The sequence below is a fragment of the Bacillus sp. PAMC28571 genome (assembly GCF_014250435.1).
In the GTDB taxonomy this organism is placed as follows: Bacteria; Bacillota; Bacilli; order Bacillales; family Bacillaceae; genus Bacillus; species Bacillus safensis.
This window is the reverse complement of record NZ_CP060191.1, coordinates 2,970,177-2,996,542: the sequence shown is the minus strand read 5'-3', so window position 1 is coordinate 2,996,542 and position 26,366 is coordinate 2,970,177. Positions and strand designations below refer to the sequence as shown.

Below are 26,366 nucleotides of genomic sequence, written 5' to 3'. Positions count from 1 at the left end.
ACATAACGGTAAGATTTCTGAACAGAGGAGATTAACGATTAATGATTGAAGAGGGAATTCATAAGAAGAGTGTCGTTGAAGGGTTAAAAAATCATCATGAGAAACTAGAAATGCTGATTCGCATATACGATGACATACCATTAACAGATAGAGAATTTTATTTGTTTATTAGGGAGAGAGTTTCGAAACAAGAACTCTTCCTTCCGCTTGTTCATCAAGAAGAGAATCTATTCAAATTGGTATTGAATGAAGCATCGCTGCCGCTTGCGTTAGAGCAAGGCCAGACATATAACTTGTATGTCACGGACTATTTGAGCACAAACAAAGAAGAGGATGAGGACGAGCTTGAGGACTCAGCTTATGATTCTGATTCCGAAGAAGAGGAAGAAGAAGTAAAAGAAGCGGATATCAATACAGATATTGAATCTGAAGAGAAAACGTCAAACTATAAACGCCGTTTAAAAATGGAAATAGAAAAGCCTGAGCTGACCTTTTTAGAAAATAAAGACGCCATGCTGTGTATCATTCCATACCGTACAGACAAAGGGAATGCTTCTTTGAAAATCAAGCGTGAGCTAAAGGTTGTGAAATTCAATCATATCGAGCTCAACAAAGGATGTATGTTAGCTTTGTCTGGTTATGCAGGCGTTCTAAGTGCAGAACATCCGTATGAGATCAAAGAAGCAAAGCTTCTATTGAAGAAAAATGGTGAAGAACCAATTGAACATCGCTTTCCGGTTAATATTACCCATATAAAAGACGAAGTGATCGAATACCGTGATGATCAACATGTACCACAGCTTTATCAATTTTTAGCAGAAGTCCCTTTAGAGGAATTGACCTATTCATTAAACAAACGCTTTGTATATCGCTTCTATCTTGAATTTATCTGCGATGTAAACGGAGTAGAGGAAACATTAACAACCACTTCTTTAGTGCTTGGAGACCGCTCGAACAAACTCAAAGGACTTGTTCAAATTCATAAACGAAACGATGTACCGATTCGATATGAAGTGTACCGAAAGAAAAAAAGACAAACGCTTGGCATCCGTATTAATGATTACACAATGAAAACACGTGCCAAGTATTACGTCAAAAGCAAGTGGAAGAAATTCAAAAAGAAGATCAGTAAAATCAAAAAAGTCCGTAACCGTCTTGTGACAAGAACGTTTAAAACGACCTTTAAACTGGCGAGTAAGCTGTCTGTGAAAAAGAAAACGGTTGTTTTTGAAAGTTTTAACGGAAAACAATTCAGTTGTAACCCGCGTGGGATTTATGAGTATATGAAAGAACATCACCCTGAATATACGCTGATCTGGAGCGTTAAAAAGGGTCATGAAGCACCGTTTAAGGAAAAAGGCATCTACTATATCAATCGTCTGTCATTAAAATGGATCTTTGCGATGGCAAGAGCCGAGTATTGGGTCGTAAACAGCCGTTTGCCGCTATGGGTTCCAAAGCCAGATCACACAACATACTTGCAGACTTGGCACGGTACGCCGTTAAAACGGCTGGCAATGGACATGGACGAGGTGCATATGCCTGGAACAAACACGAAGAAATACAAAAAGAATTTCACAAAAGAAGCATCGAATTGGGATTATCTCATTTCTCCAAATGCCTACTCGACTGAAATCTTTACACGTGCGTTCCAATTCCAAAAGACCATGATTGAGTCAGGATATCCGAGAAATGACTTCCTTCACAATCAAAACAATGAAGAAACGATGAGAGCACTGAAACAAAAAATGAACCTGCCGCTCGATAAAAAATTGATCTTATACGCACCGACATGGAGAGACGACCAATTTTATAAAAAAGGGCAGTACAAATTTGATTTAGACCTTGATCTGCATGAACTCAGAGCTGCAATCGGAGATGAATATATCATCATTCTGCGTATGCACTATCTAGTTGCTGAAAACTTTGATTTAGGGCCGTATGAAGGCTTTGCCTATGACTTCTCTCATTACGAAGACATTAGAGACCTTTATATGATTTCAGATCTGCTCATCACAGATTACTCATCGGTGTTCTTTGATTATGCAAACCTCAAACGTCCGATGCTGTTCTATGTGCCAGACATTGAAACATATCGTGACAAGCTCAGAGGCTTCTACTTCGACTTTGAACAAGAAGCACCTGGACCACTTGTGAAAGAGACAGCAAGTGTCATTGACTGGGTGAGAGAAACAGAACAGCCAGGCTTTACACTACCAGCTTCATTTGCACCGTTTTATGAGAAATTCTGTTACTTAGAGACTGGAGAATCTTCGAAGCGGGTCGTTGAAGTAGTGTTTTCTGAAAAATAGTTTAAAAAGTACCGTTCTTCGCATAGTAGAACGGTACTTTTTTGTTTTTTTTATTCCATTGTACACATATTTAAATGTAATGGTAAAAATAAAAAAACATAGAAATTTAACAGTAAACATGCTAAATTTAGATAAGATTATCCGGTACTGTAAAAATGCTGAAAATAATATAGAGGTGCTTCAATGTACAAACTTTATCATAATTTTATTGAAATTCTTAATTTAGATGAACAAAAGTTAGTGTTATATATTGATGACATAGAGAAGTTATGTACTTTTGAATTTAAAGAGCTAATTGTAAACGAATCAAAGAAGATTTGTGAAATTAATGTTAAGGATCAGATGATTTTTGAATCTTCAATAGATCATTCTAATGAAATGATCTATCTCTATTCTAAGGATCAGAACTTGTATATTGTCAAAGAAAGCTCTGACATCCTTCAATCAAATCAAATACATCCTATTGACATTAACAATCAATTTGAAGATATATATGTCAAACAATTAGGGTTAGACCGCTATGGCTTATATAGAGGCGAAGAGGAACTGTTATTATTCTCAGGGCTGCTGAACGTTGATGAGATCAATCGGAATTATAAAATGGATTTGAAGATTCACGGGGCAGAAAGAAGATTTGTAGACATCTCCTTTATCCAATATAGTCCCTTCAACTTTGTTGTTACGTATGATTGCCAAAATAAAGAACTAAATGTAAGGAAAATTTTGTTTGATGTGATGCAGGAACATAAAGATATTGAAGTGACTGTGAATAATCGTAATCAAATCAAAATTTTAAATAAGGTGACTGAGCAAAAGAAAATCGTCAACTTTAGACTTGTTCCTAGATATCAGCCGCTCAAAGTTTTTGGTAAAGATACATTAGAGCAATTCAAAGAAGATAATATCCTCAATATTTTGGTGATTAATAAACAAAGGTATTACATATATGTAAGAACGAATGGTGTTTACTTAGTAAGAGGAAACCCTTATCTTGTTACAAAACATACATCAAGACTACGTATTTTTAGTTTGTTTAATAGCTTTTATGTTTATGGAAGACTGACACATTACGCGTATAATTCAGACCAAAAGTATGAATATCTGTACATTAGAAATTCTGATCACCAAGTGGCGAAATTTATAAGACCATTTAGAAAGATCAAATTCTTAAAAAGGTATGGTTTCTTTAAAATTTCGTTAAATGATCTTGACTTAGACAGCAGAATCCATAATAACCTATTCGTTGGCAATGATAACCGAATTATCCATAGTTTAAGGCTGAAAAAAAGAGATAAAAAGGTGAAAACATATATCACGAAAAAGAATGGGGACAAGCTTCAAGTACTAAGAACAAATCTATTTGGAAATGTGACATCAACCATTATTCCTTATTCACAGGAATATTCTTTATTTAGTAAAGTAAAAATAAAAATAGCGAGTATCTTATCATCATTCTATAAAGACAAGAATTATCGTGTGAATTTGTTTTTTGAGAAAAAGAGTGATAAAGCAGATGAATCCGCTATTAGAGTGTATGACTATGTACAAGAGAATTGTCAAACAGACTCAAGAAATTACTTTATTCTTAATAAGAAATCAAGTGCTTATCCGGCACTTAAAGCTAAGTATGGAAAGGGAATCATTCCGAAATATAGTCTGAGACATTATTTAAGTATCTTCAATGCCAGCTATTTTATTTCAAGTGAGTTATCTAACCATGTTCTGAACGATAGATTATATATTGATCACCTTAGAGAGAGAATTATGAGCGTACCACTTGTCTTTTTGCAGCATGGAATAATGTTTGCGAAACCAGTTGATAATCCAATGGCCTTTGGATTCCATAAAGACAAGAACCAATATAATATTTATAAATCAGTCATCAGTTCTGAACTAGAGGCTGGTGAATTCTACAAAATGAAATATGACCGTGAGGATTTGATTTTGACAGGCCTCGCAACTTTTGATCATGCCAAATTAGTAGACGGTGCAGATAAGATCGCCTTTATGCCAACTTACCGCTATTGGGAAGAGGGGCTAATATATACAAATAGAATCGAAGAAACATCTTACTATAGAGTTCTGATTAAAATCATTAAAAGCTTTGAAGAAGCAGGTCTTCTTGATCGTTTGTTAATTGTACCGCATAACAAATTTTCTCAGTACGTTTACCAAAACCTGCCTCAGTATAAACATATTATTTCTGATAATCCATCAGAAGCGCTAAAAGTATCAAAGGTGTTTATCACTGATTACTCTTCAGCTATTTATGATGCACAATATAGAGGAGCATACCCTATTTTTTATTGGGAAGAAAAAGATTACTTGATTAGACAGTATAAAGCGATTCCTCCTGTAAACGAAGAAAATGCACCAGGACCGATTGCATATAATACTCAAGAGCTTATTCGTATTGTCAAACATGCGATTGAGAATGAGTATGCCGTGGAAGATGAATATAAAGAAAAATACTTGAAAATTAACAGCTTTAACGATAATCAAAATACGAAAAGAATTACAGATTTCTTAAAAGAGCATCAAATTATCTAATGTCTTATGCCCCCTGAATCTATGATTGAAAGGATTCAGGGGTTTTTTGTCTTCTAGTTTGACGTGCATGATTTTGTTATAAGATGAAATGTGTATCGTTATCTGTTACAATTATGAGCGGTGCTTTTTAAAAAAGTAATCCCAAAAACTTATATCTAAGGAAGATTAGAATGAACGCAATGTTGACGATACTAAAGGAGCAAATCAGCTCATTTCCGCTGATTATGCGACTTGCTGTTTATGAAACAAAATCAAAATATCAGATGAATTATTTAGGTGTTTTATGGCAGTTTTTAAATCCATTGATTCAAATGCTGGCTTACTGGTTTGTTTTTGGTATGGGCATTCGCGGAGGACAGCCAATTGTCATTGGCGGTGTGGAGATTCCATTTATCATCTGGATGCTTGCCGGATTAATCCCGTGGTTTTTCATTAGTCCGACCATTCTTGATGGATCAAACAGTGTGTTTAAACGCATTAATATGGTATCGAAAATGAATTTTCCGATTAGTGCGCTGCCGTCTGTGGTGATTATGTCCAACTTGTTCAGCTACTTTGTCATGATGGGTGTCTATCTGATTGTGCTGATTTCCTATGGCATCTATCCTGACGCACATTGGCTGCAATATATATACTATCTTATTTGTATGATCGCGTTTATGTTTTCGTTTAGTTTGTTTAATTCCACGATTAGCGTACTCGTGAGAGACTATCAATTTCTTTTACAATCCGTGACACGATTACTTTTCTTTTTGCTGCCGATTTTTTGGAATATCTCAGAGAAGCTCACTGGAGACAAAGCGTGGATTGGGGATATATTAAGATTGAATCCTCTTTTCTACATTATTGATGGTTTTAGAAATAGTTTGTTAAAGGGAGAATGGTTCTTCCATGATGTCAAATATACACTTTATTTTTGGCTGATCACGCTTCTTTTTTTAACAGTCGGTTCATTGCTTCATATGAAATTTAGGGATAAATTTGTCGATTTTCTTTAAAAAGTAAGGAGATTATACGATGAAACTAAAGGTTTCGTTTCGAAACGTATCCAAGCAATACGTCCTATATAAAAAGCAGTCAGATAAGATTAAAGGGCTGTTTTTTCCTAATAAAAATGAAAAAGGTTTTTTTGCTGTTCGTGATGTGTCCTTTGATGTATATGAAGGCGAGACAATTGGTTTTGTAGGAATTAACGGATCGGGGAAATCGACAATGTCGAACCTTCTAGCGAAAATCATTCCACCGACAAGTGGTGAAATTGATATGGACGGCCAGCCTTCGTTAATTGCCATTGCAGCAGGGCTGAACAACCAGTTAAGCGGAAAAGACAACATTCGTTTAAAGTGCTTAATGATGGGACTAACGAATAAAGAGATAGACGAGCTTTATGAAAAAATCGTAGAGTTTGCGGATATTGGCGACTTTATTGATCAGCCGGTTAAGAGCTATTCAAGTGGAATGAAATCACGTCTTGGCTTTGCCATTTCAGCTCATATCGATCCAGATATCCTCATTATTGATGAAGCACTGTCTGTTGGAGACCAAACCTTCTATCAAAAATGTGTGGACCGCATTACAGAATTCAAGGAACAAGGAAAGACGATCTTTTTTGTCAGTCACTCCATTAGCCAAATCCAAAAAATCTGTGATCGGGTGGCTTGGATGCATTATGGTGAACTTCGTATGTTTGATGATACGAAAAAGGTCGTGAAGGAATATAAGGAGTTTGTTGAGTGGTTTAACAAGCTTTCCAAGAAAGAGAAACAAAAATACCAAATGGAACAGAAGGAAGGCAGAAAAGGCGTACAAAAGACAGAAAAGGTGTCTCGCTATCAAGAGAACGGAAAACGCCGCTCATTGTTCGGACCCGCATTTCAAGTGACAGTTTTAGCGGTCTTAACGATATTGCTAGCCTTATCGATGTTTTCAGATCGCCCGCTTCGTACATTGGCGACATTTGGTGCAATCCCATCAGATAAGACAGAAGCGCCTCAGTCGAAGAACCCGCAGACCAAAGGAGCGCCTGATATGAAAAAGGTGGATCAACAGGCGATTGTCACGGCTGATCCCCTCAAGGTTTACAAAGACCAAGCCATGAAAAAAAAGGCCGATGTCACTTTGTCATTTGGACAAGAAGTACAGGCTGTGGCTGAAAATAAACAAACCGTTCAAATTAAAACTGCGTCAGAAACGTATTTTGTTAAACCTGCTGCGCTTCAAAATGCAGAGGATTTAAAGTCATTATCCATTGGACCAGGACAGTTTAATTCCTATGTATCGCCTGCATCGGCAGGTTCGTATGAGTATTTACTGTCTTTCCTTGGAAAAGAAGAATCTGTGCTGAAACAGAGAATGCAAACGCTGAGTTCAGTGAAAAATGATCAAGGAGATACGATTGAGCGATTGACCACAGAGAAAACCGACTATGTCATTCAAAATGGTCAGGCAAACACGATTATGTTTCGTGACATTATGCCAATCTCTCCTTCCACACTTGGGCTGACAGAACAAGATGTCTGGATGAATGAGAAACGAACAAAGTTCGCAGTGAAGGGCGAAAACAACCTGTTTGTCATTGATAATGAACAGCATACACTGACTATTTCAGTCATTAAATAAAAAAGCTGCCGATGCCGGCAGCTTTCAGCGTGTAGACAAACCCTCGCACTCGGTGTCAGGTCTGCGCTCCGGTGCTCACGAATGTCCAATTCGCTCCGCTCCGGTACTCGCCCTTCCTAGGGCTGCAAAGGTTTTCTATCACGCTGAAAAGAAGACAAAGGGCTAAAATCAAGATCATTTTAGCCCTTTGTCAACAATCTGAAAGCTGCCGATGATGGCAGCTTTTTTAATTCACTTCCTCTTTTTCGAGAAGCTGTTTCATAAATGGAATGAGTTTCTTTTTCAATTCTTCATCCTGAAGAGCAAACTCAAGCGTCGTTTCAATGAAGCCTTGCTTCTCGCCGACATCATATCGTTTTCCTTCGAAATCATAGGCGAAGACGCGCTGGATGTCATTTAGCTTTTGAATGGCATCTGTCAGCTGAATTTCTCCGCCTGCACCAATCTCTTGCTGATCGAGGTACATAAAAATCTCTGGCGTGAAAATATAGCGCCCTAAGATGGCTAGGTTCGATGGTGCTGTTCCTTGCGGCGGCTTTTCAACAAAGTTTTTGACTTGGTAGCGGCGTCCTTCTTGTGTAAGAGGGTCGATGATCCCATAGCGATGTGTATCGCTGTCAGCTACTTGCTGAACACCGATGACAGATGAAAGAGTTTTTTCGTATTCGTCCATCAGCTGGCGAAGCCCAGGTGTTTCGGCTTGAACAATGTCATCACCTAATAAAACAGCAAAAGGCTCATCACCGATAAAGTTGCGTGCGCACCAAACGGCGTGTCCGAGTCCTTTAGGCTCTTTTTGACGTATGTAATGAATGTCAGCAATGTTAGAGGACTTTCTCACTTTCTCTAAAAGCTCGCTCTTTCCCTTTTCCTCAAGATTGCGCTCCAGCTCTGGTGCAAAATCAAAATGATCCTCAATGGCTCTTTTCCCTTTTCCAGTGACGATAATAATGTCTTCGATTCCTGATTCAACAGCTTCTTCAATAATATATTGAATGGTTGGTTTATCAACGATTGGGAGCATTTCTTTAGGCATCGCTTTTGTTGCAGGGAGGAAACGTGTCCCAAGACCTGCAGCTGGTATAATGGCTTTACGTACTTTTTTCAATGAACTTTGCACCTTCCTTACATAGATAACCGATTTCATATTTCAATGTTTGTTCTTGGTCGTCTGTTTAAAGTGTAACTTACAAATCATAGGAAAGACAAATGATTTCACTAAAATGACTTTTAGATAATTCATATTTTATATGTAAAATGTAAAGGAAAGAGAAATTTAACGTTAATTCAATGTAAATTTCTTTTTTTATATCATTAATTTTATCCTCCCAATTGTGTATAATTGAAAGTACTATACTAGGAAAGAGGCATAAACAAGTGAAAAAACTAAATGTAATGACTATTTTCGGTACTAGACCTGAAGCAATTAAAATGGCACCACTTGTCCTTGAACTGAATAAACATCCACAGATAAATTCGATTGTTACTGTAACAGCTCAGCATAGAGAAATGCTTGATCAAGTCCTTGAGGCTTTTTCTATTACGCCTGATCATGATTTAAACATCATGAAACAGCGCCAGACATTATCCGAAATCACATCAAATGCACTCTTGAAACTAGATCAACTATTCCAAGAGGAAAAACCTGATATTGTCCTTGTTCATGGAGACACCACTACAACCTTTGCAGGAAGCTTGGCCGCATTCTACCACCAAATTTCGGTTGGTCACGTTGAAGCGGGTTTAAGAACACACAATAAATACTCGCCGTTCCCTGAAGAATTGAACCGACAAATGACAGGCACTATTGCTGATATTCATTTTGCTCCTACAAATGAGGCAAAGCAGAATCTTTTAATTGAAAATAAAAAAGAAGAGACGATTTGTGTGACGGGGAATACTGCGATTGATGCGTTACAAACAACGGTTACAGAGCAGTATCAACACCCTATTTTAGAGAAAATAGGCACAGATAAAATGATCTTGTTAACGGCTCATCGCAGGGAGAATCTCGGCCAGCCGATGAAAAACATGTTTAGAGCGATTAGACGTATTGTAGAAGAGTTTGAAGATGTTCAGGTTGTATATCCTGTACATTTAAACCCTGCTGTTCGTGATGCGGCTCAAACAGAATTCAGTGATCTTGATCGTGTGCACTTAATTGAGCCGCTTGAAGTCGTTGATTTCCATAACTTCGCTGCTGCCTCACACTTTATATTAACGGATTCTGGCGGTGTCCAAGAGGAGGCGCCTTCTCTTGGGAAGCCAGTATTAGTTCTGCGAGATACAACAGAACGCCCTGAAGGTGTGAAAGCTGGTACGCTGAAGCTCGCGGGTACAGATGAAGAGACCATTTACAACATGGCAAAACAGCTGTTAGTCGATCAGAAAGAGTACGACAACATGTCGAAGGCGTCTAATCCATATGGTGATGGACAAGCGTCAAAACGAATTGTCGAAGAGCTTCTCCATCGTTTTGGATTAAGTGAAGAAAAACCAGTTCCATTTCAATCATAAAAAAGAAGACTACATTTCTGTAGTCTTCTTTTTTACTGCTCCAAACTTTCCTTCAATTCCTTCTTCACATTCGCAAGGCTGCTGTCATCAAGCTGGTAGTAATAAATGTTATTGATACGTGTGCCTGATCCTTTCAACTCGTGCTGCTTCACATGCTGTCTTGCATCACGATAATCATTCATCATCGTCCACATATCGTCAAATGACATGTTTGTCTTCATATTATTTTCTACGACTTTGAACATATCGCCGAATTTCGTAATAGATGAAATGTTGGCACCTTTTGCAATGATGCCTTCAATGACCTGACGCTGTCTTTGCTGACGTCCGAAGTCACCCTTTGGATCTTGCTTTCTCATTCTCGTATAGGCAAGGGCTTGATCCCCATTCAGGTTAATTTCTCCTGTACCAAATGAATGGCCGTCATAACTAAATGCAAACGTGCTATTTACTGTAATGCCGCCAAGTGTATCAACAATATCCTTGAAGCTTTCCATGTTCACTTTGACAAAGTAATCAACAGGTACATCAAGCAGTTCCTCTACAGTATCTGCTGCCATTTGTGTACCGCCGAATGCATAGGAGTGGTTGATTTTATCCATTGTGCCTTTTCCGACAATCTTCGTATACGTATCACGCGGGATGCTCACCATCTCGGTCGTTTTCGTTTTTGGATTTACTGTCATGTATATTAATGTATCTGCACGGCCTCGGTCATTTTTTCGTTCATCGACACCCATGACTAAAATAGAAATCGGGTCTTTCTTACTTAAATCGACATCTTTGTCACGCTTATCTGACTTCTTTAAATTCTCCTGAATGCCTGCGACGGTCGATGCTGCTGTGTTCCAAAGATGATATGCGTATCCGCCAGTTGCTAATACGAATAAGCCAATAATCGATAAAACAATCCAAAGAACCTTTTTCTTCTTTCTATTTCTTTCAGCTCTCATAATGTCCCTCACCTTTTCTATGATTCTTCCATGATTATAGGTTTACGAATCTTGATAAACAAGTTATTTTTTTACTCTGAACCTAGATATAGACGTTGTAACAAAAAAAAGGTTTCAAAAAACCTTAAATTTACCTTAAAATAATAACTTATAAGACGATACAAAGACATGAGGTGAAAAAAATGAAGAAAATCGTCGTTTTACCGTTCTTAATACTGCTACTAGGTATCGTGCTCACGGCATGTGGAACGGCTGAGCAGTCCTCAGGAGAAAACAAGACAAGCAGTTCAACTCCTCAGGTACTGGAAGAGAAAGCTGAATTTATTGGAATGGCTGATGCACATACAGTCGAAGTGAAAAAAGTGAATACGACCCTAAGCTATGAATTTACGGATAATTTTAAAGATGTGTTAAATGAATTTAAACCAGGAGACACAGTAGAAATCTCTTACTTTATTAATGACAGTGGTCAAAAGGAAATCCAGAAGATTGAAAAACAGAAGTAAAAAAGATGGGCGGGATGAACAAAATTGAAGAAAACAGGCGTTACACTAATCGTTCTCATGATACTGACTCTACTAGTTGCACCCTTTCAGTCTGCCATGGCAAGCTCGGCAATTTCAGTGAAATTGTCTAATTATATCGGAAACAAAACAAGCATGGATATCTCAACAACTGGGGAATACAAGCTATCAGGATCAAATGTTGCTGTGACAAAAAGATATGACGGCAAAAATAGATACGAAGTAGCCAACAGCATCGCATCTGCTGGCTGGAAAAATCCATCAACTGTTGTCATTGTCAGTCGTGATGCATTTGATCATGCAATTTCTGTATCACCGTTAGCATACAAACTGGGCGCACCTATTTTGTATACGAATATTGAAAAACTGACGAAAACAACAGAAAACCAGCTGAAGAAAATGAAGCCGGATAATATTCTGATTGTCGGAAATACGAAAAGCATTTCAACAGCTGCTGAGAAGTCTATTAAAAAGTATGGCAAAGTCAGACGTATTAGTGGAAAAGATAAGTTTGAAATCTCCCAAAAAATCGCTAAAGAAATGGGTAACTATAAGCAAGCTGTCGTTGTCGGCGGGAACTCATTTATGAATGGGATTGCCATTGCATCCTACGCATCGAGAAAGGGATACCCTATCCTGTTAACAAAAAAAGATTCCATTCCGTCTTATAGAATGCCAAGTAAAGTGATCATCATCGGCAGTACGAAAAGTACTGGACAAAAAGTTGAAAATCAAATCAAAAAAACCTCACAGGTGACAAGAATCAGCGGTGCCAATCGCTATGAATTATCTGTGAATATTATAAAGAAATTAAATATTAATGCAGATAAAGTTTATTTGGCAAAAGCCTCTAGCTATATTTATGCGATGCCGCTGTCTCAATTGGCTGCAAAATCTAACAGTACGGTTGTGTATGTAAAGCCCGATTCTGTCACAGCGTCTTTAAAAGCACTGCTGAAGGAAAAAGGTACATATGCTTATCATCTTGCTGGCAGCACAAGTGCAATTAAAGATAGCTTGAAAAACTCATTAGCCAAACAAGTCTATCTGAAAAAAAATCAAAACTACCAATTGAATATTTCTAACGGAAAAATTTCATTAAAAGGCATAAAGACGTATAACACAGTAAGAGTTGTTCCTGAGAAATATTCAACAAAAAATGTCCTTCAAATTGCAGGAAAGCCGTATTTAGGCAGCGTAAACTTTGCAATTGAATCAGGGTATATCAGGCCGACTCTCGAAAATATTCCATTTGAAGACTATTTAAAAGGTGTAGTGCCAAATGAAATGCCTGCAAGCTGGAATGTTGAAGCGTTAAAAGCACAGGCGGTTGCTGCTAGAACGTATTCGGTGAAAAGTATTGGAAAAGTCGTCCCTGATACAACAGCCTTCCAAGTATATGGAGGATATAACTGGTATACAAATTCGACAAAAGCGGTCGATGCCACAAAAGGAAAGGTTCTGAAATACAACAATCAGCTCATTTCAGCAACCTATTACTCTAGCAATGGCGGTTATACAGAGGCAAGTGAAGAAGTATGGGGAAATGCACTGCCATACTTAGTGGCCAAAAAGGATCCAAAAGATCCAGTCAATCCATGGACACTGAAACTCTCTAAAAAACAACTAGGCACGACATGGACTGCTAGCACAGCAGCTTCTCAATGGTCTAAAGCAAAAGAGACAAATGCAGCTGACCTTGCCGGCCTGAAATCATGGCTGCTCAAAAACAAAGAAACTGCTGCATCTGATATGAAAATCGCATCGATCTCAAGCCTGACGTTCTCAGGGAAAACAAAAGGACAGCGTGCGAAGACGGTATCGATCAAACTGACATACCATCTGAAAAACAAAACAGGTACGTATGCAGTAAATAAAAGCACAACGGCAAGTATGAAAATGACCGAGTTTAGATCCGTTATGGGCGCAACAAAGGTGAAAAGCACGTTTGCGTCAGTCAAAAACAACACAAATGACTTCACGATTTCAGGAAAAGGATATGGCCACGGCATTGGTATGAGCCAATACGGAGCCAAAGCGAGAGCTGAATCTGGAAACTCATATTCTTCCATACTCTCGTTCTACTATCCAGGTACAAAACTAACAAACTATTAAAGGGTAAAAGGAGGACATAGAAGATGCGCTCAATGATGAAAACAGCCATCCTCAGCCTCATCGCCATTTTCGTTATCGTTCCAACAGCATTGGCAGACAATTCAGTCTCAAGAATTGATGGCGGGAGCAGATATGCTGTAGCGGCAAACGTAGCGAAAAAAGGATGGGGAACTGCAAGTACAGTCGTTTTAGTAGGGAAAACTGCGTATGCAGATGCAACAGCAGGAATTCCACTTGCATATCAAAAAAATGGACCAGTTCTTTATACAAACAGTAAAAGCCTTTCGGGTGATACAAAAAAAGCCTTAACTTCATTAAAAACAAAGACGGTGATCGTTTTAGGCAGCACATCAAGTGTGTCAAACAACGTGGTCAACCAAGTGAAGAAAATGGGCATCTCCACACAGCGTATTTCAGGAAAAAACCGATATGAGCTATCTGCCAATATCGCGAAAAAAATGAAAAAGCCAGCAGGCGTCGTTGTCGTTGAGGGTTCTTTCTATGCACATGGGATTGCGATTGCACCTGTAGCCGCTCAAAAAGGATTCCCGATTCTATACACAGATAAAAAGGGACTTCGTTCTGAAATCGCTTCTGTTGCAAAAGCAAGCAATGTGAAACAAACCATTGTAGTCGGCGGAGAGAATTACGTCACAAAAGCAGCTTATAATAAATTGAAATCTCCAACGCGAATCAAAGGCTCGACTCGTTATGATGTCGCGGCAAATATTGTGAAAAAGTACAATATGAGTGTCAATAATACCTATGTAGGAAGAGGATTTGGTTATGCCACTTCATCTTCTGCTGCAGGCATTGCAGCGAAGCAAAACAAAGCATTGCTTCTAACGAATGAAAAGACACTCCCAAAAGTAACAAGAGCAACAGTGAGCAGTAAGAAAATCACCAAATTTACTGTCGTAGGCAGTACAAATACAGTGACACCAACTGTTGTGAATCAGTTGAAAAACCCGGCTGTTGGTAAAAAAGTATTCATTGACCCAGGTCATGGCGCGCATGATTCAGGAGCTGTAGGATACGGATTATATGAAAAGAATTTGAATTTAGATGTAGCAAAGCGTTTAAATACGAAATTAAACAACGCTGGTGCACTTGTGACCATGTCAAGAACATCAGACACATTTGATAGTCTTCAAACACGAGTGAGCAAAGGTGCGTCAGCAAATGCAGATATCTTTATCAGTGTCCATGCGAACTCAAACGATAACAGCAGTGCAAATGGAACAGAAACGTATTATGACAAAACCTATGCGGCTGCAAACAGCCTGAAACTGGCGCAAAACATCCAGCCTAAAATGGTCAGCGCACTAGGTACAAGAGACCGTGGTGTGAAAACAGCTGGCTTCTACGTCATTAAATATTCTAAGATGCCGAGCGTTCTTTTGGAAACTGGTTTTGTTTCCAGTCCAGTTGATTCAAACATCTTGAAATCTGCTACGTATAAAGATCGATTAGCGTCAGGTATTTCAAGCGGTGTATCAGGTTATTTTAGATAAGAAAACACAAACCTGAGGGGTGCCTCAGATACTCCTCTTAGGCTGCTCGAGAACGTACTCGGCAGCCTTTTTTTAAAAGTTCATGAAGTTCCTGGGTGAAAGGTTCAAACCAAGGAGGTTGACTTCATGCGTTTTGATATCAAATGTATGTTACTGATTGCTATTTCACTATGTTTATATACACCATCCGTTTTTGCTCAGCACACTGTATCGAGGATAGAAGGAAGCAATCGGTATGAGGTGGCGGTAAATGCCGCAAAAAGGGGCTGGCAGGAAGCGCCTGCCGTTGTTCTTGTGGGTGGTGATGCTTATGCAGATGCCCTGAGTGCTGTGCCTTATGCTTACCAGCAAAGAGCCCCCGTCCTGTTAACGAATGCTGGCAGTCTTTCAGGTGCAGTAAAGACAGGATTGCAGCAGCTGAAAACGAAGCGGGTAACGATTCTTGGCGGGACTGCGAGTATTTCTGAAAAAGTCGTGAAGCAGCTAAAAGCAATGAATCTATCCGTTTCCCGTATTCAAGGAAAGAACCGCTATGAATTGGCGGCAAATGTGGCGAAGCACATGAAGAGTGCTAGTGCGGCAGTCGTCGTGAATGGTTCTGCTTATGCTGATGCTGTCGCGATTGCTCCATACGCTGCCAAACAAGGCTATCCCATTTTATTAACAGATGCGAAAGGACTGCGAGAGGAAACAGCCAATCTATTAAAAAACAAAGCAGTCAAGCGGACCATTGTGATCGGCGGAGAAGCAAGTGTCAATAAAATGGCTTTTCAAAAGCTTCCATCACCAGTCAGAATAAGCGGAGCCAATCGGTATGAGGTGGCTGCCCAAATTGCTAAAACGTATCCAATGAAGACAAGCCAAACATTTATGAGTTATGGGTATGCCTATGCAGATGCAGCTGCTGCGGCAAGTATAACAGCGAAACAGGGCCAAACCCTTCTTCTTACAGACGCTCAAACGGTGCCGGATGCTATCAGAAAAGTCATCGGAGCCAAACAGATGTCAGCTTTTTCTGTGGTAGGCGGAACATCAACCGTTCAAACGAATGTCATCACGCAGTTGAAAAATGCGGTGTTAGGCGAAACAATTTTTATTGATCCAGGTCATGGTGCGCAGGATGCGGGAGCGATAGGGAATGGGCTGCTTGAAAAGAACATCAATTTAGAAGTAGCATTAAAGCTGCGGTCAAGGCTTCACCAAGCAGGTGCCCTTATTGTCATGTCGAGAACTTCTGATACATTTGACTCCTTGCAGACACGTGTCAGTAAAGGAGCCCAGGCCAATGCTGATATTTTCATCAGTATCCACGCCAACGCAAATGATAACAGCGGTGCAAATGGAACAGAGACGTATTATGATACGACATATGCGGCTGCTCATAGTGTCAAGCTGGCACAACAGGTTCAGCCTCGAATGGTCAATGCCCTTGGAACAAAAGATCGCGGAGTGAAAACAGCAGGGTTCTACGTCATCAAATATTCTAGAATGCCGAGTATTTTGCTAGAAACCGGCTTTGTAACAAGTCCAATCGATGCGAGTATTTTAAAATCTACCGCTGCAAAGGACCGGCTGGCTTCTGGAATTACAACTGGTGTGTCCAATTACTTTGACGCAAAATGAACCGATAAAAGAAGTGTCAAGTTAAAAATACATTTCATTTTTGGTTATGTTTGTTATAATTGAAACATAGAAGGTGAATGGTTTACACATAAATCTTCAAATGACAGCAAACCGACAAATCATGAAGAGGTGACGATTTTGAAAAAATTAATCACAATGCCGTTTCTAGTATTGCTTCTAGGTGTATTGCTCACAGCGTGCGGCACAACAAATCAATCAAGCGATAACAAAAAAGAAGACAGCAAAAAAGAAACAACCGAAGCAGCCGATCAAAACAAAGATAAGGCTGCAGACGAAAAATCAGAAGATCAATCATCAAAAAATGAAAAATCAGATGATCAAAGCAAAGAAACAGCTGCTCAAACAGAAGAGCCAGCAAGTCAATCTGATGAAGAGGCAAAAGACAGCTCAAGCAAAGAAATTACAAAAGAAGAACCTGCTAAAGACCAATCAAAAGCTGACTCAAAAGGTGACTCTAAAACAAAGAAAGAATCAACGACTAATAAGAAAAATGAAGTTACCAAAGAAGGCACATATGTCGGTTTGGCTGATGGACATACAATTGCTGTCAACATTGATGGAAAAGAAGTAGCTATTCAATTCGGAAATACATTTTCTAAACAAGTGAACAGCTTAAAAGAAGAATCAAAAGTAAAAGTAACCTATACAAAAGATGCAAACGGAACACTTCGATTAAAAACGATCGAATCTGTAAAAGCAAAATAAAGAAAAGACCCGGAGACCCGCAGAATTGCGGGTCTTTTTTACGTTCAAAAGGGCATAACTTGATATAAGTGCACATTCTTAACACAGTTTTACAAGACTTAACAGCGCATTTACATTTGCTTAATGTTGCTCTGCTAAACTGACTTTCATAGAACATCTCTTTACACAACAACTACTTTGAATGGTGAGGTGCAGGTCAGTGAGTGCAGAGAAAGCGATGAATCTTTACAGAGAATATGAAGTGAGACGAAATCACTCTTTTGCCTTAACAGAACATATGGTTCGTTATTTATTTGCAAAACGTTTCATAGATTTAATGTTCTCGTTCATCGGATTGATGTTGAGTACGCCAATCATTTTGCTGTTTGCTCTTTTGATTAAGCTGGAAACACCAGGGCCAGCCTTTTATATGCAGGAAAGGGTCGGGAAAGACGGTGTTTACTTTAAATTATGGAAGCTCAGATCGATGAGAATTGACGCAGAAAGCGGAGGAGCGAAATGGGCACAAAAAAATGACCCGCGTATCACCAAAGTGGGGGCATTCATCCGTAAAACAAGAATTGATGAACTTCCGCAATTTATCAACGTGTTAAAAGGAGAAATGAGTATCGTAGGTCCTCGTCCAGAAAGACCGATGTTTACCGCAGAATTTAATCGGACGATTCCAGGCTTCACAAAAAGGTTGGCGGTAAAGCCGGGGCTGACAGGTCTTGCTCAAGTAAATGGCGGATATGAAATGAGTCCAAGTGAAAAATTAACACATGACTTACAGTATATTCAAAACTTGACATTTTCTCTCGACACGAAGATTATGGTAAAAACGTTAAAAGTCATCATGACTGGTGACGGAGCCAGATAAGTAAAGTAGGGAAGAGAAATGGCAAGTATGAAAAAACGCATGCTAGGCGGGGCAAAATGGACAAGCTTGTCCGCATTGATCATCACCATCATCCAAATTGCACAGTTCGCTTTTTTAGGGAACGTGATGTCACTCAAGGAGTTTGGACTCGTTGGCATGATCACAACTGTCACAATATTTACGCAGATTTTACTTGATCTAGGAATTGGGGCAGCAATCATTCAAAAGGAACAAACGACAGAACGTCAATTATCTACATTATATTGGATCAACCTGCTCACAGGGATTCTCTTGTTTTGTCTGCTCATCCTGCTAAGCCCAATGATAGCCGCTTTTTATAACCGGCCAGAGCTAGAGGGTCTGCTCAAGCTATTATCGATTATGTTTCTGATCGCACCGATTGGCCAGCAGTACCAGTATATGATGCAAAAAGACTTAGCCTTTAAAACATTAAGCACCATTGAAGCCATTGCGACCATCATATCGCTGCTCGTTTTACTCGTTTTCGCCTTCTTCATGAATCCGATTGTCGCCTATGTCATTTCTCAAGTGCTGCTGCAATCAGGAAAAGGTCTCATGTATGCAGCGGCTTATTGGAAGAAGTGGCGTCCAGCACCTGTATTTGCATTAGGAGAAGTGAAGGAATTTTTCTCATTCGGTGCATTCCAGCTCGCATCCAGACTGGTTAACCGAGCAGGATCAAACATCGACATGATTTTAATCGGCCGGTTTCTTGGAGCGGAAGCGTTAGGTATTTACAGCTTGGCGTATCAAATTGTGACAATACCCGTGCTGAAGATAAATCCGATTGTGACGAGAGTGGCTTTCCCGGTTTTCGCAAAAAGTCAGCGGGATCACTCCGTGCTGCGAGAGGGCTTCCTAAGTATGACGAATATGCTCGCATTGGTTAGTTTTCCATTATTAATCGGCCTTGCTGCCGTATCAGACAGCTTTATAGAAGTCGTGTTTGGAGAGAAATGGCTAGTAGCGGTCCCGGTTTTAAATATATTGTGCATTGTTGGCCTTCTGCGTGTGCTGATGAATCCAAACGGTTCAATCCTTCTTGCAAAAGGGAGAGCGGACTTAGCCTTTTATTGGGATACGGGGATGCTTATCGTGTATGGCTGCGCATTATATGCAGGTGTCACTACAGGCAGTCTGCTCACAGTAGCTTGGATCTACTCAGGTGTCAGTCTGCTCAACTTTATTGTCGGCAGATGGCTTATGGCATATGTCATTCAGCTTGATATGAAGGTGTATTTAAAATCACTTGGAAAGCCTGCTGTCATGACGCTGCTCATGGCGGTCTGTGCGATAGCTTTACATCAAGGGATGAAGCTGACATCAGCAGATATTTCACTTCAATTACTACTGACTGTTTGTGTCAGTGCTACATTGTATGGCTTGCTGCTCATCAAAATGTATCCGCAGGCTGCAGGCAAATTATTGAGAAGAGGTCGTTCGTCATGAAGGTACTATGGCTGACAAGTGTATATCCCAGTGAAAAACATCCGAGTGAGGGTGTATTTCATGAAACGCAAGTACAGGAGCTGCTCAAACAAGGAATAAAAGTGACTGTCATTTGTCCTAATCCAGTGAATCCACCGGTTTTACGGATGCTCAAGGCATCCTATCGGCAGAAAAGGGATCTGCCTGAACAGGAAGTGAGGAACGGAGTGAAGGTTTACAGACCGCCTTATCCAGCGCTCCCTGGACAGCTGAAATGGGCGCAGCCGAGTAAACGAATAGCGGCTTCCGTTCTCAGAGCAATGCAGCGTCATCAGCTGTCACCAGATTTTATCCATGCGCACTTTGCCATGCCGTCTGGCGGAGCGGCGGCTGTTATTCAGAAAGAAACGAAAATCCCTTATCTTCTGACCTTGCACGGCAGTGATGTGAACGTATATCCGAACTATAGCAAAGGGGCGAAGGCAGCCTTTGAAACGGCGGTGAGGCAGGCATCTGCTGTTCTGACAGTGAGTGAGGAGCTGGCTAAAAAGACAAATGAGATGACGAAGGTAGAAGCAAAATGTCTTCCGCTTGGTATTCCGCTCCGATCATTTTCCAGAACGGAAGAAGGTCAAGAAGGCATCAGAAAACACTTACGTTTACCGCTTCAAGATAAGCTCGTTGTTTTCGTCGGGCGTTTAGTGAAAGAGAAGGGCTTGCTTGAATTAGCTGATGCTGTCAGCAGCATGGATGGTGTGAAAGCAGTCTTTGTCGGAAAAGGCACCCTTGCAAAGGAACTCACGGAACGGGCGGGAGCATCTATTATACTTCCAGGGCAGGTACCGAATGAGCAGGTAAGAGACTACTTAATGGCAGCTGATCTGTTTGCACTCCCTTCCTACAGTGAAGGAATGCCAACCGTCGTTCTAGAAGCGCTAGCTTTAAAAGTACCTGTCATTGCAACACGGGTTGGCGGTCTCCCATCCTTATTTTCTACCTATCAACACCTGCTCGTTGAACCACGTTCGGCGAGTCAGTTGAAAGAGGCGATTCACGCCTGCCTTTATGAAAACAGATGGAATGAGCAAGTGAAAAGCGATCTTCATGAAATGGTTCATACAGAATATTCATCAGAACATAATGCGAAGCATCTCATTCAGCAATATGAGAAGGTGCTCAATCAATCAACATCCATCGTTTAAACAAGATGAAATGTGCAAAGAATGATAGATAGATAAACAGCTTGGAACGGACAATATGCTTTTACTGAGAGGATGAAAAATGTTGAAGAAAATTGCTGTGATTGGAACAGGGTATGTCGGGTTAGTATCGGGTACTTGTTTTGCTGATATCGGGAATCGTGTCATCTGCTGTGACATCGATGAATCAAAAATCAACAGCTTAAAAAGTGGTGTCGTTCCCATTTATGAACCAGGTTTAAAGGAATTGATTGAAAAGAATACAGAAGAAGGAAGACTGTTTTTTACAACGAATATTCCTGCCGCTATTAGGGAATCAGAGATTATCTATATTGCCGTAGGGACACCGATGACACCACAGGGGGAAGCAGATTTAACGTATGTGAAAGCCGTCGCTCAAACGATCGGTGAACACCTGAATGGCTATAAAATCATCGTCAATAAAAGCACAGTGCCCGTTGGAACAGGCCGTCTCGTTCAAGCCATTGTGGAAAAAGCATCGCGCAGCAAATATCCCTTTGACGTCGTATCCAATCCAGAGTTTCTCCGAGAAGGCTCTGCAATTCAAGACACGATGAATATGGAGCGGGCGGTCATTGGTTCAACAAGCACTCATGCTTCCACCATCATCAAAAGGCTGCATGATCCTTTTCAAACAGAAGTTGTGGAGACCAACTTAGAAAGTGCTGAAATGATTAAGTATGCTGCAAATGCCATGCTTGCCACAAAAATCTCTTTCATTAATGACATTGCAAATATTTGCGAGCGGGTAGGCGCTGACGTTGAAAAAGTCAGTGAAGGAGTTGGATTAGACAGCCGCATCGGGCATAAATTTTTAAAAGCAGGCATTGGATTTGGAGGTTCTTGTTTTCCGAAAGACACGATGGCTCTTCTCAAAATTGCCGAAACATCCGGGTATCGGTTCAAGCTGATCGAATCTGTCATTGAAACGAACAACAACCAAAGAGCCCACCTTGTCAGCAAACTGATGAGTGTGTTCGGTGATATTAAAGGAAAAACCATTTCTGTCTTAGGTCTTGCATTCAAACCGAATACGAATGATATGCGTTCCGCACCTGCATTAGATATTATCCCAATGCTGAGAGAGCTAGGTGCTTTTGTAAAAGCCTATGACCCGATTGCTTATATGGAAGCTGAGCGAGAGCTTGGTCCGCAGGCGGTCTTCAGCAATGACCTGTATGAAACAGTAAAAGATACCGATGCCTGTCTCATCCTAACAGAATGGGATGACGTACAGAAGATGGATAAAGACCAGATCAAGCAGCTGCTTCGTTCGCCAATTGTAATTGATGGAAGGAATTTGTTTGATCCAGCAGAAATGAAAGAGAGAGGATTTATTTACCAGTCTATCGGCCGCCCAAGTGTATGGGAAGCAGAATTGGTATCGAAGGCACAATAACAGGGGGAGCTTGGATGAAGAAAGTATTGGTAACTGGGGGAAGCGGATTTATTGGATCACATACGGTAGAGGCTTTACTAGAAAAAGGCTATGAGCCCATCGTTCTTGATAACTTTTCAACTGGATCTCGAGAAAATATTGCCCATCTTTCCGTGCAATGCATAGAGGCAGATGTCACAAAGCCAGCGACGATTGATTTGATCAAACAAATCGCGCCGGATTATATTATTCATCTTGCAGCACAAGTAAGTGTAGCCATTTCCGTTCAGGATTTCGTTTTTGACGAAGAGGTCAATGTCAAAGGATCTCTGCACGTCATGAAAGCTGCGGCTGAAGCAGGAGTGGAAAAAGTCATCTTTGCCTCATCAGCAGCTGTCTATGGAGACCCGGTGTATCTGCCAGTAGACACCGCTCACCGGCTGAAGCCTGGTTCACCTTATGGCTTAGCAAAACTGACAGTAGAGCGGTATTTAGAAATGGCAAAATCACTCTATGATGTGGACTATTGTATTCTTAGGTACAGCAATGTATATGGTCCGCGCCAAGACGCACTTGGCGAAGGCGGTGTTGTCTCTATTTTCTCTGATAAGTTTGCAAAGGATGAGGCCCCTTTTATCTTTGGAGATGGGGAACAAACAAGAGACTTTATCTATGTGGGTGATCTAGCGGCAGCGAATGTTGCGGCATTAACAGCCCAATCAAACGTTTGTTTAAATATTTCGTGTGGTCATTCCATCACTGTGAATGAACTGTTTCAAACGATGAAACGGGTAACGAGATCACAGCTTGAACCGATTTACAAGCCGCAGCGTGCAGGAGATATCGTGCATAGTACATTGGCAAATGAGGAAACGAAACAAGTCTTAGCATGGGAGCCTGTTGTGAGTTTACAGGAAGGTTTGGCTCGTACCATTTCCTACTATAAACAGGAAGTCAAGGCTTAATCCCTCAAATCGGATGGGTTGCTTAGGAGGAAAATGGGTATGAGTGTGAAACAAACAGCATGGCAAATCATGATCGGATGTATATTATTTGCAGCAGGGCTAGGACTTGTACAATTGGCGTCTGCGCAGCCCGCCGGGTTAAAAAAGATCGTCGCCATTCCAGTCCTGCTTTTAGTCCTGACGGCTTTTCTCGTGTTAATGAAGCTATACATGAACGGTGAGCAGGTGTTCATGTCAGCCATTTATCTTTTAATTGCATTGACCTTTCTCAACAACGCTTTCTTTTCAATTAGTGCTGGGTTCTTTAGTCTTTTTCTCTACCGTATTATGCTCATTGCTGCCTTTGCATTATTCATATGGCGGATGAGAGATAAGGGGACGTACATATCGCAGTGGCAGCAGATTCGTGTAAAAGGGATTCTTGGTTTTTTCGCTGCATGGTTTCTTTATGGGCTTATCTCACTGCTGTGGGCTCATTCGGTGACAGATGGTCTCAAATATATGTCCCTGCTTGCGATGGGGATGGGGTTTGTCTTTCTTGTGGTCATGTACATCCAGCGAATGGATCAAGTGGTCACCTTTTATAGCATTTGGCTCATCATGACTGTATTTGTCATGGGGATAGGGTTTTATAATCACTTTACTTTGAACCATTTACCGAATACTTCATTGTATCTTGGGCCGGCGTATAAACAGCACTATCCTACAGCTGTCTTTTTTAATCAAAATGACTTTGCGACGTTTTTATCGATTAGTTTTTTCTTGTATTTAGCGTGTATGCGTCAAATGAAAAATGGTTATCTCAAAGCATTTGGATTATTTGGCGCCATCGCAGCACTGTATCTCATTTTGTTAACAGAATCCCGCGCGAGCCTGCTTGGCATATTTGCAGGAGTGGCCATCTATGTGTGGCTGCTCATGCCGCGCTTTCTCAAAAAGTGGTCACTCATCGCAGCAGGTGGACTTGGTGTCATCTGTATCGCGGTTTTTTCAGCCAAGATTTATTCAGTCTTTTATGACTTGTTTCTCGCTTCTCAGGTCGCGCATTCTTTTAGTGAACCACTCCCATCCAACATTGCGAGAGCGAATTTGATCAAAAATGCATGGCATTTCTTTACGGATTCATACGGATTTGGTGTCGGAGCGGGGAATGTGTCTTACTACTTAGCCCACTTTTCAATCTTTGATACAGATCAAGTGGTTGAAGTGCACAATTGGCTGCTGGAAGTGATGACGAACTTTGGATTTGCGGTCATGCTGGGCTATATCTCCGTCTACGCTTATCTCATGTTCACACTGTATAAACAATACCAATGGGCTGACACAAGATCAGCAAAAATGATCATTGAAGGTTTGTTCGCTGCCATGCTGAGCTTTCTCGTTTCAAGTATCAGCCCTAGTTCTGTCTCGAATTTATATTTCCACTGGGTCTTTTTAGGACTCGTGATCGCAGCGGTGAATATGTTGAAAAACAAACAGCGTTTTAAGACTTGGTAAACCGTGTGTGATGCTGCGCTGGTATGGCTACACTAGTGAAAAAGCAAATACGTCAATGTTGGGAGAATGAACATGTCTGGTTTCATATCTAGAATAGGGAAGCGAATCAAAAAGTATATCATATGGCTCGTACTGCTGCCTGTCGTATTAGGCGCTTTTGGATTCTTTTTTGCCAAAGGAACAACGCAGCAATCTAGTTACACAGCTGCTGTTACTCTCACGCTTGGTAAATATGATGACGGAGTGTATAACAATATAGCTGAAGTGACATCTCTATTAAAAAGCGATGCATTTCTGAATGAAGCACTCAGTGACATCAAAGAAGAAGAAAGGCAGGATGTGAAAAGCCGCCTCATCCTCACCAATCAATCAGATACACAATTACAGCTGTCCTTCACAGATGCTGATAAGGATCATGCTTTAGCTGTCGTGAAGCAGGTGTCGGATACATTTCTGAAGCAAGACAAAGCATTATTTACAAAAAGGCAGCAGGTAATTGAAAGTAGATTATCTGCTCTAAAAGACGAATCTGTCAGCAACGATTCCAAAGTAGATAAAGAACGATTCTTATATGAATTGGAGTCTACAAAGCTTGGAATGAAGCAGGCGAAGATTGTTGACCCTGCTCAAGTTCTTGATGAAGGCAATAAAGGCATGTCAGCGAAAAAGCGTGCACTGCTTGGACTTGTCATTGGCTTTAGTATCTCGCTCATGTTTGTGGTCTTGCCCGAAGTGTTCAAAGAATCTTAATGATGAACTGGAGATGACTCTTAGGTGAACAATCAACCGTTAGTATCAATTATTACACCGGCCTATAATGCGGAACGTTATTTAACGGATACAGTTCATTCCGTCCTTGCCCAAACCTATTCCAATTGGGAACTGATCATCGCAGATGATTGTTCAACAGATGGAACAAGGAAGCTGCTTGGGGACTTAAGTGAAGCAGACGACAGAATCAACGTCATTTATTTAGAGAAAAATGAGGGAGCCGCCATCGCTAGAAATACAGCCATCAAACAGGCAAAAGGCCGCTTTATTGCTTTTTTAGACAGCGATGATAAGTGGAAAGAGACGAAGCTCGAAAAGCAGGTAGACTTCATGCTGACAAACGATTATGCCTTTACATTCACGGCATATGACATCATTGCTGAAAATGGAGAACCATTAGAAAAAACCGTCACTGCACCAGCAAGATTAACTTATGATGAAGCTTTGAAAAATACCATTATCGGCTGTTTAACGGTGATGCTTGATGTAGAGAAGATAGGACATGTAGAAATGCCGAACATCCGCACAAGACAGGATTTAGCTACGTGGCTGTCCATATTAAAAAGAGGATTTACAGCCTATGGAATGAGTGAACCGCTCAGTGAATACCGCATCGTTGGAAACTCGATCTCTAGTAACAAGTGGAAAGCAGCGAAAAAAACGTGGTTCGTCTACAGAGAAATTGAGCAGCTTCATTTTGTCAAAGCATCTTGGTGTTTTATGCACTATGCGACAAATGCTGTGAAGAAGCGCTTATAAACAGAAGGGAAAAAA

Annotated in this window: 20 protein-coding genes; 18 read left to right on the top strand and 2 right to left on the bottom strand. The window is 40.5% G+C overall.

Annotated features, from left to right (window positions below; translation table 11 throughout):
- Nucleotides 1-41 precede the first annotated feature (41 nt).
- The 4 genes from H7F25_RS15200 (at nucleotide 42) to tagH (ending at nucleotide 7,481) form a co-directional block, all read left to right on the top strand.
- Nucleotides 42-2,312, top strand: a complete 2,271-nt coding sequence (locus tag H7F25_RS15200) for a CDP-glycerol glycerophosphotransferase family protein (protein WP_185853894.1) — start codon at nucleotides 42-44, stop codon at nucleotides 2,310-2,312.
- A 183-nt stretch (nucleotides 2,313-2,495) separates the two neighbouring features.
- Nucleotides 2,496-4,862 (top strand): CDP-glycerol glycerophosphotransferase family protein, encoded by a 2,367-nt coding sequence (locus tag H7F25_RS15195; RefSeq protein WP_103131689.1) that lies wholly within the window; start codon nucleotides 2,496-2,498, stop codon nucleotides 4,860-4,862.
- Between the two features lie 170 nt (nucleotides 4,863-5,032).
- Nucleotides 5,033-5,860, top strand: coding sequence for an ABC transporter permease (locus H7F25_RS15190; protein WP_041115561.1), 828 nt, complete (start codon nucleotides 5,033-5,035; stop codon nucleotides 5,858-5,860).
- 19 nt (nucleotides 5,861-5,879) lie between these two features.
- Nucleotides 5,880-7,481, top strand: a complete 1,602-nt coding sequence (gene tagH, locus H7F25_RS15185) for a teichoic acids export ABC transporter ATP-binding subunit TagH (protein ID WP_171464736.1) — start codon at nucleotides 5,880-5,882, stop codon at nucleotides 7,479-7,481.
- A gap of 226 nt (nucleotides 7,482-7,707) precedes the next feature.
- Here the strand turns inward: tagH and galU are convergent, their stop codons facing one another.
- Nucleotides 7,708-8,589 (bottom strand): UTP--glucose-1-phosphate uridylyltransferase GalU, encoded by an 882-nt coding sequence (gene galU, locus H7F25_RS15180; protein WP_008343198.1) that lies wholly within the window; start codon nucleotides 8,587-8,589, stop codon nucleotides 7,708-7,710.
- Nucleotides 8,590-8,858: 269 nt separating this feature from the next.
- Here galU and wecB point away from each other — a divergent pair, with 269 nt between their 5' ends.
- On the top strand, nucleotides 8,859-9,998 hold the full coding sequence (wecB, locus tag H7F25_RS15175; RefSeq protein WP_039181859.1) for a non-hydrolyzing UDP-N-acetylglucosamine 2-epimerase: 1,140 nt from the start codon (nucleotides 8,859-8,861) through the stop codon (nucleotides 9,996-9,998).
- 32 nt (nucleotides 9,999-10,030) lie between these two features.
- Here wecB and H7F25_RS15170 read toward each other — a convergent pair whose 3' ends face one another.
- Nucleotides 10,031-10,951 (bottom strand): polyisoprenyl-teichoic acid--peptidoglycan teichoic acid transferase TagU, encoded by a 921-nt coding sequence (locus H7F25_RS15170; protein WP_103131687.1) that lies wholly within the window; start codon nucleotides 10,949-10,951, stop codon nucleotides 10,031-10,033.
- A gap of 182 nt (nucleotides 10,952-11,133) precedes the next feature.
- Between H7F25_RS15170 and H7F25_RS15165 the strand changes: the two genes are divergently transcribed.
- The 13 genes from H7F25_RS15165 (at nucleotide 11,134) to tuaG (ending at nucleotide 26,351) form a co-directional block, all read left to right on the top strand.
- Nucleotides 11,134-11,457: a hypothetical protein gene (locus H7F25_RS15165; RefSeq protein WP_024423640.1), complete on the top strand. Its 324-nt coding sequence runs from the start codon at nucleotides 11,134-11,136 to the stop codon at nucleotides 11,455-11,457.
- A gap of 24 nt (nucleotides 11,458-11,481) precedes the next feature.
- Nucleotides 11,482-13,590, top strand: coding sequence for a SpoIID/LytB domain-containing protein (locus H7F25_RS15160; RefSeq protein ID WP_103131686.1), 2,109 nt, complete (start codon nucleotides 11,482-11,484; stop codon nucleotides 13,588-13,590).
- Nucleotides 13,591-13,613: 23 nt separating this feature from the next.
- On the top strand, nucleotides 13,614-15,104 hold the full coding sequence (locus tag H7F25_RS15155; protein WP_103131685.1) for an N-acetylmuramoyl-L-alanine amidase: 1,491 nt from the start codon (nucleotides 13,614-13,616) through the stop codon (nucleotides 15,102-15,104).
- A gap of 126 nt (nucleotides 15,105-15,230) precedes the next feature.
- The gene (locus H7F25_RS15150) at nucleotides 15,231-16,727 is read left to right on the top strand and encodes an N-acetylmuramoyl-L-alanine amidase (RefSeq protein ID WP_103131684.1); all 1,497 of its coding nucleotides are present in this window, start codon (nucleotides 15,231-15,233) and stop codon (nucleotides 16,725-16,727) included.
- A 138-nt stretch (nucleotides 16,728-16,865) separates the two neighbouring features.
- Nucleotides 16,866-17,453, top strand: coding sequence for a prolipoprotein diacylglyceryl transferase (locus H7F25_RS15145; protein WP_034623729.1), 588 nt, complete (start codon nucleotides 16,866-16,868; stop codon nucleotides 17,451-17,453).
- Nucleotides 17,454-17,652: 199 nt separating this feature from the next.
- Nucleotides 17,653-18,312 carry a sugar transferase gene (locus H7F25_RS15140; protein WP_024423636.1) on the top strand — a complete coding sequence of 220 codons (660 nt, stop codon included), beginning with the start codon at nucleotides 17,653-17,655 and terminating at the stop codon, nucleotides 18,310-18,312.
- A gap of 18 nt (nucleotides 18,313-18,330) precedes the next feature.
- Nucleotides 18,331-19,782: a teichuronic acid biosynthesis protein TuaB gene (gene tuaB / locus H7F25_RS15135; protein WP_185853893.1), complete on the top strand. Its 1,452-nt coding sequence runs from the start codon at nucleotides 18,331-18,333 to the stop codon at nucleotides 19,780-19,782.
- A complete protein-coding gene (gene tuaC, locus H7F25_RS15130) occupies nucleotides 19,779-20,963 on the top strand; it encodes a teichuronic acid biosynthesis protein TuaC (RefSeq protein WP_185853892.1) in 1,185 nt (394 codons plus the stop codon). Before tuaB ends, tuaC begins: the two co-directional genes overlap by 4 nt.
- 79 nt (nucleotides 20,964-21,042) lie before the next feature.
- Nucleotides 21,043-22,380 (top strand): UDP-glucose 6-dehydrogenase TuaD, encoded by a 1,338-nt coding sequence (gene tuaD, locus H7F25_RS15125; RefSeq protein WP_058837530.1) that lies wholly within the window; start codon nucleotides 21,043-21,045, stop codon nucleotides 22,378-22,380.
- A gap of 14 nt (nucleotides 22,381-22,394) precedes the next feature.
- The gene (locus H7F25_RS15120; protein WP_185853891.1) at nucleotides 22,395-23,324 is read left to right on the top strand and encodes an NAD-dependent epimerase/dehydratase family protein; all 930 of its coding nucleotides are present in this window, start codon (nucleotides 22,395-22,397) and stop codon (nucleotides 23,322-23,324) included.
- A gap of 39 nt (nucleotides 23,325-23,363) precedes the next feature.
- Entirely contained in the window at nucleotides 23,364-24,821 is a 1,458-nt protein-coding gene (gene tuaE, locus H7F25_RS15115) for a teichuronic acid biosynthesis protein TuaE (RefSeq protein WP_185853890.1), read from the top strand.
- 72 nt (nucleotides 24,822-24,893) lie between these two features.
- Nucleotides 24,894-25,571 carry a teichuronic acid biosynthesis protein TuaF gene (gene tuaF, locus H7F25_RS15110; RefSeq protein ID WP_185853889.1) on the top strand — a complete coding sequence of 226 codons (678 nt, stop codon included), beginning with the start codon at nucleotides 24,894-24,896 and terminating at the stop codon, nucleotides 25,569-25,571.
- Nucleotides 25,572-25,595: 24 nt separating this feature from the next.
- Nucleotides 25,596-26,351: a teichuronic acid biosynthesis protein TuaG gene (gene tuaG / locus H7F25_RS15105; RefSeq protein ID WP_185853888.1), complete on the top strand. Its 756-nt coding sequence runs from the start codon at nucleotides 25,596-25,598 to the stop codon at nucleotides 26,349-26,351.
- Nucleotides 26,352-26,366: the final 15 nt, after the last annotated feature.

Coding starts and splice junctions, on each gene's coding strand:
- tuaE (WP_185853890.1), top strand. CDS start 23,364: ATGAGTGTGAAACAAACAGCATGGCAAATCATGATCGGATGTATATTA.
- tuaD (WP_058837530.1), top strand. CDS start 21,043: ATGTTGAAGAAAATTGCTGTGATTGGAACAGGGTATGTCGGGTTAGTA.
- tuaB (WP_185853893.1), top strand. CDS start 18,331: ATGGCAAGTATGAAAAAACGCATGCTAGGCGGGGCAAAATGGACAAGC.
- H7F25_RS15170 (WP_103131687.1), bottom strand. CDS start 10,951: ATGAGAGCTGAAAGAAATAGAAAGAAGAAAAAGGTTCTTTGGATTGTT.
- H7F25_RS15190 (WP_041115561.1), top strand. CDS start 5,033: ATGAACGCAATGTTGACGATACTAAAGGAGCAAATCAGCTCATTTCCG.
- H7F25_RS15155 (WP_103131685.1), top strand. CDS start 13,614: ATGCGCTCAATGATGAAAACAGCCATCCTCAGCCTCATCGCCATTTTC.
- H7F25_RS15120 (WP_185853891.1), top strand. CDS start 22,395: ATGAAGAAAGTATTGGTAACTGGGGGAAGCGGATTTATTGGATCACAT.
- tuaC (WP_185853892.1), top strand. CDS start 19,779: ATGAAGGTACTATGGCTGACAAGTGTATATCCCAGTGAAAAACATCCG.
- tuaF (WP_185853889.1), top strand. CDS start 24,894: ATGTCTGGTTTCATATCTAGAATAGGGAAGCGAATCAAAAAGTATATC.
- H7F25_RS15200 (WP_185853894.1), top strand. CDS start 42: ATGATTGAAGAGGGAATTCATAAGAAGAGTGTCGTTGAAGGGTTAAAA.
- H7F25_RS15150 (WP_103131684.1), top strand. CDS start 15,231: ATGCGTTTTGATATCAAATGTATGTTACTGATTGCTATTTCACTATGT.
- tagH (WP_171464736.1), top strand. CDS start 5,880: ATGAAACTAAAGGTTTCGTTTCGAAACGTATCCAAGCAATACGTCCTA.
- H7F25_RS15165 (WP_024423640.1), top strand. CDS start 11,134: ATGAAGAAAATCGTCGTTTTACCGTTCTTAATACTGCTACTAGGTATC.
- H7F25_RS15195 (WP_103131689.1), top strand. CDS start 2,496: ATGTACAAACTTTATCATAATTTTATTGAAATTCTTAATTTAGATGAA.